Genomic DNA, 12,645 nt, shown 5'->3' on the forward strand with positions numbered 1-12,645 from the left:
GTTTACTTGTATAAATCAAAATTGTAAAAATGCGACACGCTAACTATTTGTAGAAAAGAGTAGAAAGCGTCATGTTTTCATTACCTAAAAACTCCTTTGGGTTGATTCCAGTAAATTCTTTAAAGTCTTTTATAAAGTGTGCTTGGTCAAAATATTCACTTTCATAGGCAATGTCAGTTAGACTTCCTGAGTCTTTGTTGAGCAACATTTTGAGAGCCGTTTGTAGTCGGATTACTTTGCCTAATTGTTTCGGACTTACACCAATTTGTTTAATAAAATTTCTCTCAAGTTGCCGTCGTTTGGACAGATCTTCTTTAAGGATTTTACTTATTGAAGCACTCCCTTTTGATGCTAAAAGTGCATCTATAGTAGTTTTTACAATAGTATTAATAATAGATTTTTCATTAAATTTCTTTAAAAGAAAATCTTCAATAATTTCTATTCTTTTACTAGTATTCTTTGCCTCTATTATTTTTCGCTCTAATTCACTAGCAGATTTTTCTCCGAACAATAGTTTTATTGGTGTTTCTTTATTAGCCAATTTCTTAATCGGCATTGTTACGAAATTCGAAAAACCATAAGGATAAAAACGAATGGCAAAAGTATTGACATACCCTGTCGGTTCGATATAAAAAGGTTCAATTGTCTGTCCGAGAACCATTGCACGAGGCTGTATAATGAATTCATTTTCTGAAGTGTATCGTTTAATATCGTCTCCAAGAATAAAAGCCATTTCAATTGTTCCATCTGGAATTATTCGCTGTCTTTGCGCAGAAAATTCTGCAGGAACTTCTAAAGTCCAATAACAACTGATAATAGATTCTAAATCAGAACTTGGTTGAAATGTTTGATAATTCACAACTTAGGAAATCGTTTTTTAAGTGATATACAATTAGCAAATAAACTGTATTCAGTTTAAAATAAATGCTTTATAAATTTATTTTCAATAATTTACTAACCAATTATCAATTTAAAATCTCTACTTTTTCATTAACTATTTGCTTAATTGGAACCACTATCTTTTTATTTTCGTCATTTTTTATAAGAATGGAGATATTATTTACAGCGAGTACAACTCCCTCTATTTCTCCAAATTTTATACGCTTCCCAATGGAAAAAGTCTTTCTTGTATAAAAAACAAAAAGTAAACGAGAAACAATGTCTCTAGAACCTAAACCAAGTGCTATTGCTAAAGCTGCCATAAATGTTCCTATTATTAAAAATAGGTTATTAGTGATTATTTCGGTATCTACCCCTGCTTGGTTAAGAGACATGATGGCCACTATAATAAACACTAAGTAAAAAACTAAAATACTTATGGCTTTAGAGCCATTCATATCAAAAGCTTTTATGGCAGATTGAACTGCTTTTCGTAATAAAACTGCACCATAGGTACCTACAAGAAATATAATAACTGCAGTGAAAATTCGAGGTAAGTACTGTACTAGTTTACCAACTTCGTTGGAAACTATAGATAGCCCTAAAATATCGGCCCCAACAATAATTAGTATTAATATTAAAAACCATTTTAAAAAGGCAAGAATAATTTTTGTTGGTTTAATTTTTACAGAATCTCCAAATATTGGATTTTTATCATTTACATTCTCTAATAACGAATCTATTTTAGTTAGTTTCAATGATTTTTTTGCTATAAAAAGTATCAATTTTAATAGTAGCCAACTTAAAATTATGAATACAATTCCTCCTACAACTTTAGGCAAGACCTCTAAAAAATCATTATAATAATTGTGTAAAATCTTGAAATCAAAATTCATTTGTAATTGTCTAATCATTATCATCTCCTAGGTTTAAAATATTAGTTATTGTTTCTGGATATTTAATAACAAACAAATCCGCAACATCGAGCGACAGCTTAATTAAATCAATATCCTTCATTACCTTTTTCCTTACGGCTTCTGGTAATTTTTCATTGTTTATTATTGTTTTGAACGGATTATCCATAATTACAACGTGTTGTAGATTTCAATTAAACGTCCTTTTGCTCTATTCAATCGCATTTTTACTGCACTGCTTCCCAAATCTAGAACTTCTTGAATTTCTTTTATTGAAAAATCATCTTGATATCTCATTAATAATATCATCTTGTCATTAGCTTCAATCTTTTTTAGCGCTTTTTCTAATTTCTTAGATTTTAACTGATAAATATTTTCATCTAAAATTTCCTGATACTCATGCGATTCACCAGGTAATTCTTCTGTCTGCACAAACTTATCTTGTCTTTTATTTAAGCTCCTTTGGACATAATTCACACAAAAATTATAAGTAAAGGAATACAACCATGTAGAAAATTTTGACTTTCCTTTGTAGGTTTTTAGCTTTAAGAATAAGTTTATGAAAATATCATGAGTTAAGTCTTGAGCCTCTTCTGCTTCATGCGTAAAACTGAGGCATTTGTTATATATTATTTCAGAATATCGGTCGTAAAGAATCGCAAATAAATGCGTGTTATTAGTTGCAACAATTTCTGCTACAAGCTGTTCATCATCTATCTCACTATCTCCCTGCGTGTTTACCAAAATAACAAAAAATTAGGTTAAGGCTAGTCCCAATCATTTAGACACAAGAAGTAAGAAATGGTCACATTAAATTTAAAAAATTATTAAAAAAAATTAAAAATTACTTCTTTCCTAAAGGTAAATATTTCTACAAAACGTTTACGAATTATTTTTCCTCCAATAAAACGTCCTAGTAAACCAAATGGTAATTTATAGGTAACTATGTCTTCAACCAAGGTTTTATTTGCATCAATCTTTTTAAAATGATGTTCATGATGGAGCATTTTATAGGGTCCTAAACGTTGTTCATCAACAAATAAACTTTGATTTTCGAACTGTGTAATTTCAGTTACCCAATTAGTTCTATATAAAGGTAACACTTTAATACTGTATGTTATAATCTGACCCTTATAGGTTTGATTACTTTTTGGAGAGGTTATTTTAAAGTCTAAATCCTTTGGGGTTAAACTATTTAAGTTCTGCGGATTTATAAAAAACTCCCATACATCTTTTATAGAAGCGTTAACTTCTTGAGAGACTCTTAACTGATAAATCCCTGAATGAGATGTTATTTTAATGCTCAAAACGTTTTTTTTTTAAATGTTCAAATAACAAAATGCTTCCATAGAGCATTGAAAAACAATAGAAAAAATCTTCTAGTGGAATGGTTCCTACACGAATTCCTAAATTCTCATCATCATTATAAAAAACAATAGGCTCTGCTGTAAAAGCCCCTGTAAGCCATGAATTGACAATAAAAAAGGGGATTAAAATAATAAGGAATGAAAGTATATATCTCTGAAAAATGGCAAAACCATACTTTAATTGTATAAGCATTAAGATACTGAAAAGTCCAAAACTACAGAGGGTATATATTTTATCGAAATTTAAAACTGCCACTACCGCACTCAAAATAAATAATGAAAGACTTAAATAAAAACTAGATTGTGGAGTTAGTTTAGGCTTCGGGAAAAAGTATTTTAAAGAATAATGAATAAAGTTGCTAGCATAAGGAATTAGCAGAAAAAACAACCATTCTTCTAGTGGAAGATAAAAAATATTTATCCCGACTAAATAACGATTGTTAAACCCCCAAACTCCTTCTACAGTAAAGTAAACATCCCAAGCAATAAAAAACAATCCTACTAATAAAATAGCCAAGAAATAGGGTTTCCAATATTGAATAAAATGAAGATGCTTACGTTCAAAGCTATACGCAAACGGAATAAGAAAACTAAAAACATCTAATACTAAATACAGAAATTTCTCCACTACATTTTAAAGTATTTTTTTGGAACAAAAAGCATCCCAAAACATTCTCCGTCTTCTTTCCCTAAATGTTTATGATGAATCTTATGAGCCTTTCTAAGCCCCTTTAAATAGGTGTTATTAGTACGCTTAAACCACTTAAATCTTTGATGAATTAAAACATCATGCACTAAAAAATAAGCTATTCCATAGAATAAAATTCCTAAACCAATAAACAACAAATAATTTACTCCGTCTATGGTTCCAAAGTAGAATAATAAAATACTAGGAATGGCAAAAATGATAAAAAAGAAATCATTTTTTTCAAAAACATGTGGATATCCGGGTTGGTGATGATCGTCATGAAAATACCACATAAAACCATGCATAATATATTTATGTGTAAACCAAGTAACCGCTTCCATTAAACAGAAAACAAAAACAGTAAGTACTATATAAAAGACATAAATCATATTTGAATTTTTAGACTTTTCTGAACATATATTCTTGAAAACAACATTAATTTTTCAAGATTATTTACTCGAATACGCTTTTTAAATAGTAGCGCAGAATCGGTCTTTTTAATTTTATCAAACAAACTAGTGTAATAAAGATACGCAAGGTAAACTGCAAATCGGGAGGAAAGGGGTAATTTTTTTATTCCTATTATTGCCTCTTGAAAATCCTCCTTAATCTCTTCTTCAATCCTTATTTTATCTTCTAATGTAAAACTTTGGAAGTCTACATTTGGAAAGTAAGTACGATTAAGCTGATGAAAATCTGCACTGATATCTCTTAAAAAATTCACCTTTTGTAAAGCAGCTCCAAAACGCTGTGCATGAGGCTTGAGCGCTTCAAAATCTTTACAATCTCCTTTGAGAAAAACATTTAAACACATTAAACCTACTACTTCTGCAGAACCATATATATATTTCTGGTAGGCTTCTGAATTTAAATCTTTCATCACTCCTAAATCCATATACATCGAATCTAAAAATGAATCTACCAAATGCTGAGGGATAGAAAACGCTTTTTGAGTTCTACAGAATGCTTGTAAAACTGGATTTAATGAAATCCCCTGAGAAAGTGCCAAATGATAATCTGCTACAAACCGATCTAATAATTTTTTCCGATCGTGCTCATAAAAAGTATCTACAATTTCGTCTGCAAAACGAACAAACCCATAGATATTATAAATATTCTCTCTTATTTCTGGGGTTAAAAATAAAATAGAACGGGAAAAAGACGAGCTGTACTTTTTGGTAACCATTTTACTCGTTTCCGAACATACTTTATGATAGAGATTGTAGTTGGTTGTCATAGGTTTTTCTTTTTTATATAGTTACTCACAATTTTACCAGAAATTAATGCTGGTGGAACTCCTGGCCCTGGAACTGTAAGTTGCCCGGTATATAACAAATTGTTAATTTTTTTATTTTTAATACTTGGTCTTAATACCGAGGTTTGTAAAAGTGTATTTGCTAAACCATATGCGTTCCCTCTACAAGAATGGTATCTCGACTTAAAGTCTGTTACTCCAAAAGATTTTTTATATACAATTCTATCCTTCAAATTTTCTCCAGTGCAGGCTTCCAATCGTTTTAAAATAAGATCTAAATAGTTATCATGCATTGTAACATCGTCTTCTATATCTACAGAAACAGGGATTAAAAAAAAAGCTGTAGACATTCCTTCTGGTGCTAATGAAGCATCTGTTTTTGAGGGGAAATTTGCATAAAATAATGGATCCTTAGGGAGACATTTTTCATCATAAATTTCTTCGGCATGGGCTTTAAAGTCGGTATCAAAAAACAAATTATGGTGCGCTAACTTTTCTGTATCTCCTTTAAATCCTATATAATACAAAAATGCAGAAGGAGCAAATGTCTTTTTCTGCCAATAACTCGATTTATAATTACGTAATTTTGAGGTTAATAGTTTTTCTGTATGTGCATAATCTGCACCAGAAACTACCAAATTACAATGAAATAAATTTGTTTTTGTCTCTACCCATGAAACTTCTTTTCCTTCCAATTCTATCGACATAACCTCTTGGTTGGTAAGATATTTTACCCCTAAAGACTTCCCTAAAGAAACCATTGCTTTTACAATTTCATTCATTCCTCCTTCTGGATACCAAGTTCCTTTACCAAAATCGGCATAATTCATAAAATTGTAAAATGCAGGTGTTTTTTCTGGTTTTGCTCCCAAAAAAAGTACTGGAAACTCTAATATACTTTGGAGCTTTTCATTATTGGTAATCTTTTTTACTTCCGAAGTTATATTGGTAATAAATAAATTAAGTCTAGAAATAGTCTCGGCAGTGACTAATTCTGAAATTGAAATTCCAGGCTTGTAAACTAATTCTTGCATCGCGATAGAATAATTTGTTTTTGCCTCATCAATAAATTTTTTTAGCTTACTACCACTTTCTGGGTCTATAGATTCAAATGTTTCAATAATTTTATCTAAACTATCACCAATTGTTATAACATCGTCCTTACCAAAAAATACTTTATAAGCAGGCGATAATTTTTTAAGCTGATAATAATCGGAAACTTCCTTTCCGAAGTCGTTAAAAAAGCGCTCAAAAATATCGGGCATCCAATACCATGATGGTCCCATATCAAATTTAAAACCTTCTTCCTCCAAAACAGACGCACGTCCTCCGAGCTGTTCATTTTTCTCCAAAACAACAACATTTCTACCCGCTTGCTGTAAATAACAAGCAGTAGCCAATGATGAAAATCCAGAGCCTATTACAATAACATCATTATCCATATAAGCAAAAAGATGTATTTAATTTGTTGAGATACATCTATTGTTTTGTTTAATTTTTACACTATAAAGTTAAACAAAAAAATCAATAAGCTATAATAACTTTCAAGAAAAAAATTAATTTCCTACAATATACAGAAATCTAAAAATTATGATTCAATAAAACTCAAAGAAAATAAGACATAACCTACTGAAATTCAGCACCATTATTTGCTACATCTGAAAGAATTGACTACATTTAAATAACTATTTAATCTTACAAACACCCCATAGCAGTTTCACCCCAACCTCTATAAATTCTTTTTTATATTAGGATGAAATTAAAATGGTATACATTAATCTTTGTAGGTGTGTTATGCATTGCTAAAATCAATGCGCAACGGCTAACTATTGATAATAACCAACCACTTCCAGAGTTAATTGAGGGGAGTTTTGTAGAGGGTTGTGTAGAAATTTTAAATGTGAGTTCTCCCATTAATGGTATGGCTACTGGTATTGAAAGCTATGGATATTTTAGTAATAATGCTCCCTCCTTTCCTTTCTCTGAAGGAATTGTAATTACCACTGGAGCTATTAACCAAATTAGTGGATCGGTTAATGGTGAGTTATTAAGTGCTGGAGATGAAAATTGGAGCGGAGATCCAGATTTAGAGGTTATTACTGGGGTTACAGAAACCTTTAATGCTACTACAATTGAATTTGAATTTATTGCAGGAACAAATACTATTAGCTTTAATTACTTACTAGCTTCTGAAGAATATTCCAATCATTTTCCATGCGAATATTCTGATAGTTTTGCTTTTTTAATTCAACCCGCCGATGGATCCAAACCCTATCAAAATATAGCTTTAATTCCTAATACAACTATTCCAATTGCTACAAACACTATCCACCAAGAGATTGTAGGATTTTGCGATGCTGAAAATGAAGAGTTTTTTGATGGATATAATATAGGAAACACAAACTTTAATGGACGTACTGTTCCACTTACTGCAACTGCAAATATAGAACCCAATAAACCCTATAGGATTAAACTTATTGTAGCAGACCAAAGAGATACTCTCTCCGATTCTGCTATTTTTATTGAAGCACATAGTTTTACTACGGAAATAGATTTAGGTCCTGATATTAGCACCTGTGCCAGCGCCGTTAAATTAGATGCGAGCATTCAAAATCCGCAAGCTACTTATGAATGGTTTTTAAATAACGTAAAACTTCCTCAAACCACTTCTTCTATTATTGCAAACGAACCCGGTGGAAATTTTAAAGTTATTGCATCTATTCCTCTTGGCTCAAATATGTGTACTATTGAAGATGAAATTAATATTAGTTTAAGCACAGAGCAAGCTTCTACTACCCTCAGCGATTTTATAAAATGTGATGCTGAAAATGATGCTTCTGAAACTTTTAATCTTTCAGAAAAAGATGAAGAGGTCTTAAATTCTCTAGGAAATACAGGTAATTACACCATTACTTACCACCTAACCGAAGCAGATGCTAATTCCAGTAGGAATCCGCAAACTACTGTTATAAATAGTAGTAATCCGCAAACAATTCATGTAAGAATAGAAGAAAACGAGAGTGGTTGTCTTGCTTTTAATCATTTTAATCTTATTGTGAATCCGCTTCCTATTGTAAATAATGATATTACACTAGAGAAATGCGACACCAATGTGGTGGGCTCTGAAAGTTTTGATCTTTCTGAAATTACTCCTCTACTTATTGATGATGAAAACAAGTACGTAGTTACCTACCACGAAACTCAAACAGCGGCAGATAGTGGTATAAATTCTGTAAGTGAAAATTATATAAGCTACCAAGAAACTAAAACACTATTTGTACGTATTAGAGACCCTATTACCCGATGTTTTGCTACAACAACGGTTACACTAAAAATTAAAAAAGGGGTTCTTCTTTCAACAACAGTGAACTCCATTGATGCATGCGACAATGATTTGGACGGATTTGCAAACTTTGATCTTATAAGTGCTGCACAGCCTATTATTGAATACCTAACAAACGTTTCTATTAGTTATCATCTTACCAATCAAGATGCTTTAGATGGGGTAAATCCAATTGATAACCCATCTAATTTTACAAATACTACTTCTTTTGAACAAATTATTTATATAAGAATTATCAATACAAATTCTGGATGTATTACTTTGGGGTACATAAGACTTTTTACGAATAGACTGTTGAGTGACACTAATTTAAATCCGTTTTATGTTTGTGACGATGAACTTAATGACGGAGTTGAGATTTTTGATCTTTTAGAAATTGAAACTACCATTGCCAGTATTGTTCCTAATGTAAATGTTACTTTTTATTTAACGGAAACCGACAGAGATAATCAACTTAACCCTATTGATAAAAACCTCCCTTTTACAAATACCCAAAATCCGCAATCATTATATATTACTATTAGCGATTCTAATTGTTCTGAAGATGATGAGATAGAAATTGGAGTAACACCTCCCATTCTAATAAACCCCATAGGAAATCAACAAATATGTGATGATAGCCAAGATGGATTTACCACAATAAACCTAACGCAATATAGTAACCATTATAAACAGGGAAATCCGAGACTTTCTGTATCCTATTTTTTATCTGAGGAGGATGCTGAAAGCAATACTAATCTTATTCCAAATTCTCTTTTATTTGAAAACACATCAAATCCACAAAAAATAGTGGTTAGGGTAACAAATACTGTAACTCAATGCTTTGGATTAGATAACTTTGAAATTGAAGTCCTCCCCATTCCTATTGCTAACCAACCTACAGATATTTTTGTTTGCGATAATGATGATGACGGAATTGCCACAATTGATCTATCTGAAAAGAGAACAGAAATAGTTGGGAGTTCTTCTACAAGTACAGTTCGGTTTTTTCCTTCAGAAGAAGATGCAAATAATAGTAGTAATGAAATTATAAATCTGAATAATTTTAGTAGTAATTCTACCAAAATTTTTGCGCTTATAGAAAATCCTGTTAATACATGTAACTCTATAGTTTCCTTTGACATTATTATTTCTTCCAAACCTCAAAAAAAACCTATCTCAGATTATGAATATTGCGACACTAATAACGATGATGTTGGGATATTTATATTTAACTCCAAAGACGATGAGATTCTAAATAGACAGACTCAAAAACAAATTACCTATTACACCTCATTACAAAATGCAGAAAATAGAACTTCGGCAGCTAATAAAAACCTTCCATTTACAAATACTGAAAATCCGCAAACAATATATGCTCGAATAGAAAATACTGCGGATCAGAATTGTTATGAAACTGTTTCTTTCGATTTGGTTGTGGTGGATGGGCCAGAATACAACCCTCCTACCGACCTATATACTTGTGATGATATAAGTAATAATGGACAAGAGATCTTTGACTTACAACCTGTAGAAAACGAAATCCGAAATGGATTTCCAGATATAGCAGGTGTTAGTTTTTATTATTCTGAAATAAATGCTATCAACAACACCAATTCCCTCCCTTATTCTTATGAAAATATCGAAAATCCACAAACTATTTTTACTAGAATCGAGTCCAATAATGGGTGTTTTCAAGTGGTAGAATTTGAATTAAATGTTGTAATTGTAGGTTTGGTTAACGATCCTGCTCCTATTATTGCCTGTGATGATGATTATGATGAAATAACTACTTTCGATTTGACAGATGAAAACATTGATATCCTTGGAATACGGCAAGACGATGTGGTTCTTGATTTTTTTTATACGGAAGTAAATGCAGAAGCTAATACCAATCCTATTTCAAATCCTGAAACTTTTGTAAATACCACCAACCCCCAATTAATATATGTAAGAGCTACCAATACTGTTTCTAATTGCTATTTAATTGTTCCGTTAGATTTACATGTTGAGGGACCACCTCTTTTAAAAACCTTCAATACCTTAAGCCTATGCGCTGATAATATGAATACTGTTTTACTCTCTGATTTAGACATTCAAATTGCACAAAACCCTTCCAAAGTATCCATTTCATATTTTCCTAACCTAACGGAAGCTGAAAACAATACTAATGAGCTAAATACTATTTATGAGCCAATAAATTCTATAAATACTTTATATGCTCGAGTTACTAATACCACCTCTGGGTGCTTTATTATTACAGACATTTACATTGAAGTATCCGACTTACCAAAATATAACATCCCTCCTACACTCCGTAAATGCTCAGAAAGTTTAACTGCAAATTTTGACCTGAGTATACAGTCGGATTTTATTCAAGTTTCCCCAATTCCAGAAGCACAACAAATAGGTTATTTTACAAACCATGAGGATGCTGTGTCAAATACAAACTCCTTAGCTTCCGAAGAAATTTTAAATTTTGAAGCAATAAATGGAGATGTGATTTTTGTGAGATTAAAAAGCCAAAAAACAGGTTGCTTTATAACTACCTCATTTGAGATAAACATCAACCCATTTCCTACTATTCCTATTCAAGATGTTACCGTAAAATGTGCTGCCAACTCCCAAACAACAATAAGTGCAGCCACTGGCACTACCGGAGAAACTTATTTATGGTCTACTGGAGCTACTACTCCAGAAATTGTACTAAATAATGATGGAGATTATTGGGTTACTGTAACCTCCTCTTTGGGGTGTAGTAACACCAAAAACTTCAAAATATCAACCTCCCGAACAGCAAGTGTTTTAACTATTGAAGAAATTATTTTTACTGATGAAAATAGTATTGTTGTAAATGCAAGTGGAAGTGATAACTATATATTTTCTTTAGATGATAGCGCACCTCAAAACAGTAATGTATTTGAGGATATTCCCATAGGTTATCATACTGTAACTGTAGCAGATTTATATGATTGTGTAGGAATTGCACAACAACAAATTTTAGTTTTAGGATTTCCAAAATTCTTTACCCCAAATGGAGATGGAACCCATGAAACTTGGCATCTTACAGACGCCGATATACGTTCCAATGCAACAGTTTCTATTTATGACCGTTATGGTAAACTTTTAAAAGTACTAAATGCTAATGACCCTGGTTGGGATGGAAAATTTAATGGTAGAGACATGCCAGAAACCGATTATTGGTTTAGGGCAGCTATTGCAAACAATGAAGATTTAATCATTGCAAAGGGGCATTTTAGCTTGGTTAGAAATTAAATTGTAGGCAAACTATTTTTCATCTCGTTCCAAAACTCATTATTGAACGTATGAGAGGCTCCAATTATATTTGCTTCTTCTGTATTGTCAATTATTTTTATAGACAACGGGAGTATTTTATTAAACTCTTCCTCTAAAGAAGGTAAAAACAACGCTGAAGATTTTGCTATACTTCCACCAATAATTAATACATCTGGTTTAAATTTTAATAGATAGGGAGTCATAAAAGCTACCATATTCTTATTAAACTCCTTAAATATTTCTATAGCAGCTGCCCTGTCGGTATCCAAAATACATTTAACCCCATGTACATCAACATCGTTAAAGTTCTTTTTGTATTTATTAAGAAACCAGCGCGTAGAAAAATAATCATCCGAGATTCCTTCTTTAAATTTCTTATCCCATAAGCACCCATTTTCTGGAATAGATTCTCCACTAATTAATGGGGTTTGTTTGTCAAAAAAAGCAGCCCCAAAACCTGTTCCTAAAGTAATGGCTACTACTTTATCATTTTCCATTTCTCCTTTATGTAAAATACTTCCAAGTCCAAACGCAGAAGCATCATTTAAAAAACGGAGTTTTATTTTTTTATCGATAAGATATTTAGGCAGTTCTTCAACAATAGAAACATTATACAATGCTTCGTACTTATCGTTCACTTCAAACATTGCAATTCCCTCTTTATATAAAAAAGGGCCTGGCATTGCAAAGCCTATTCCCTCAATTAATTCGGGAGCTATACTTTCAATCGACTTATTTATGGTAGTTGCCCATCTCTTTAAGATCTCCGTTTTACTTCCTTTTGAATCTACTTCATCATGAAAATAGGTGTTCGAAATTATTCTATGACCATCTTTTGCAATGGCGGCACAACTAATATGGCTACCTCCTACATCTACTCCAATAGTTATTGGCATCTCTTCAATTTTTGCGCAAGATACTAA

11 protein-coding genes are annotated in these 12,645 nt (G+C 31.7%); 1 reads left to right on the forward strand and 10 read right to left on the reverse strand.

Annotated elements, in window-relative coordinates; translation table 11 throughout:
* Positions 1-43 precede the first annotated feature (43 nt).
* The 9 genes from JOOMADRAFT_RS10555 to JOOMADRAFT_RS10590 all read right to left on the reverse strand — a co-directional run bounded on the left by JOOMADRAFT_RS10555 (position 44) and on the right by JOOMADRAFT_RS10590 (position 6,545).
* Complete coding sequence (locus JOOMADRAFT_RS10555; protein ID WP_008613225.1) at positions 44-859, reverse strand: AraC family transcriptional regulator; 816 nt, start codon at positions 857-859, stop codon at positions 44-46.
* 106 nt (positions 860-965) lie between these two features.
* A complete protein-coding gene (locus JOOMADRAFT_RS10560; RefSeq protein WP_169313490.1) occupies positions 966-1,793 on the reverse strand; it encodes a mechanosensitive ion channel family protein in 828 nt (275 codons plus the stop codon).
* Positions 1,786-1,962, reverse strand: coding sequence for a hypothetical protein (locus tag JOOMADRAFT_RS20310; RefSeq protein WP_008613227.1), 177 nt, complete (start codon positions 1,960-1,962; stop codon positions 1,786-1,788). The genes JOOMADRAFT_RS10560 and JOOMADRAFT_RS20310 overlap by 8 nt, the downstream gene beginning before the upstream one ends.
* 2 nt (positions 1,963-1,964) lie before the next feature.
* Entirely contained in the window at positions 1,965-2,537 is a 573-nt protein-coding gene (locus JOOMADRAFT_RS10565; RefSeq protein WP_008613228.1) for an RNA polymerase sigma factor, read from the reverse strand.
* 83 nt (positions 2,538-2,620) lie between these two features.
* Entirely contained in the window at positions 2,621-3,100 is a 480-nt protein-coding gene (locus JOOMADRAFT_RS10570) for an SRPBCC family protein (RefSeq protein WP_008613229.1), read from the reverse strand.
* Positions 3,090-3,788: a lycopene cyclase domain-containing protein gene (locus tag JOOMADRAFT_RS10575; protein ID WP_008613230.1), complete on the reverse strand. Its 699-nt coding sequence runs from the start codon at positions 3,786-3,788 to the stop codon at positions 3,090-3,092. Before JOOMADRAFT_RS10575 ends, JOOMADRAFT_RS10570 begins: the two co-directional genes overlap by 11 nt.
* A complete protein-coding gene (locus JOOMADRAFT_RS10580; protein ID WP_008613231.1) occupies positions 3,788-4,237 on the reverse strand; it encodes a sterol desaturase family protein in 450 nt (149 codons plus the stop codon). Before JOOMADRAFT_RS10580 ends, JOOMADRAFT_RS10575 begins: the two co-directional genes overlap by 1 nt.
* Positions 4,234-5,085 (reverse strand): phytoene/squalene synthase family protein, encoded by an 852-nt coding sequence (locus JOOMADRAFT_RS10585; protein WP_008613233.1) that lies wholly within the window; start codon positions 5,083-5,085, stop codon positions 4,234-4,236. The genes JOOMADRAFT_RS10580 and JOOMADRAFT_RS10585 overlap by 4 nt, the downstream gene beginning before the upstream one ends.
* Positions 5,082-6,545 carry a phytoene desaturase family protein gene (locus JOOMADRAFT_RS10590; RefSeq protein WP_008613234.1) on the reverse strand — a complete coding sequence of 488 codons (1,464 nt, stop codon included), beginning with the start codon at positions 6,543-6,545 and terminating at the stop codon, positions 5,082-5,084. Before JOOMADRAFT_RS10590 ends, JOOMADRAFT_RS10585 begins: the two co-directional genes overlap by 4 nt.
* Before the next feature lie 311 nt (positions 6,546-6,856).
* On the opposite strand from JOOMADRAFT_RS10590, the gene JOOMADRAFT_RS10595 reads away from it, so the two are divergent.
* Positions 6,857-11,701: a T9SS type B sorting domain-containing protein gene (locus JOOMADRAFT_RS10595; protein WP_008613235.1), complete on the forward strand. Its 4,845-nt coding sequence runs from the start codon at positions 6,857-6,859 to the stop codon at positions 11,699-11,701.
* Here the strand turns inward: JOOMADRAFT_RS10595 and JOOMADRAFT_RS10600 are convergent.
* Positions 11,698-12,618, reverse strand: a complete 921-nt coding sequence (locus JOOMADRAFT_RS10600; protein WP_008613236.1) for an ROK family protein — start codon at positions 12,616-12,618, stop codon at positions 11,698-11,700. The genes JOOMADRAFT_RS10595 and JOOMADRAFT_RS10600 overlap by 4 nt on opposite strands.
* Between the last annotated feature and the right edge of the window lie 27 nt (positions 12,619-12,645).

This window comes from Galbibacter orientalis DSM 19592 (assembly GCF_000260115.1).
Lineage (GTDB): Bacteria > Bacteroidota > Bacteroidia > Flavobacteriales > Flavobacteriaceae > Galbibacter > Galbibacter orientalis.

Excerpts from the sequence above, each read along its gene's own strand:
- JOOMADRAFT_RS10560 (WP_169313490.1), bottom strand. The coding sequence starts at position 1,793 with ATGATTAGACAATTACAAATGAATTTTGATTTCAAGATTTTACACAAT.
- JOOMADRAFT_RS20310 (WP_008613227.1), bottom strand. The coding sequence starts at position 1,962 with ATGGATAATCCGTTCAAAACAATAATAAACAATGAAAAATTACCAGAA.
- JOOMADRAFT_RS10580 (WP_008613231.1), bottom strand. The coding sequence starts at position 4,237 with ATGATTTATGTCTTTTATATAGTACTTACTGTTTTTGTTTTCTGTTTA.
- JOOMADRAFT_RS10585 (WP_008613233.1), bottom strand. The coding sequence starts at position 5,085 with ATGACAACCAACTACAATCTCTATCATAAAGTATGTTCGGAAACGAGT.
- JOOMADRAFT_RS10590 (WP_008613234.1), bottom strand. The coding sequence starts at position 6,545 with ATGGATAATGATGTTATTGTAATAGGCTCTGGATTTTCATCATTGGCT.
- JOOMADRAFT_RS10595 (WP_008613235.1), top strand. The coding sequence starts at position 6,857 with ATGAAATTAAAATGGTATACATTAATCTTTGTAGGTGTGTTATGCATT.
- JOOMADRAFT_RS10600 (WP_008613236.1), bottom strand. The coding sequence starts at position 12,618 with ATGCCAATAACTATTGGAGTAGATGTAGGAGGTAGCCATATTAGTTGT.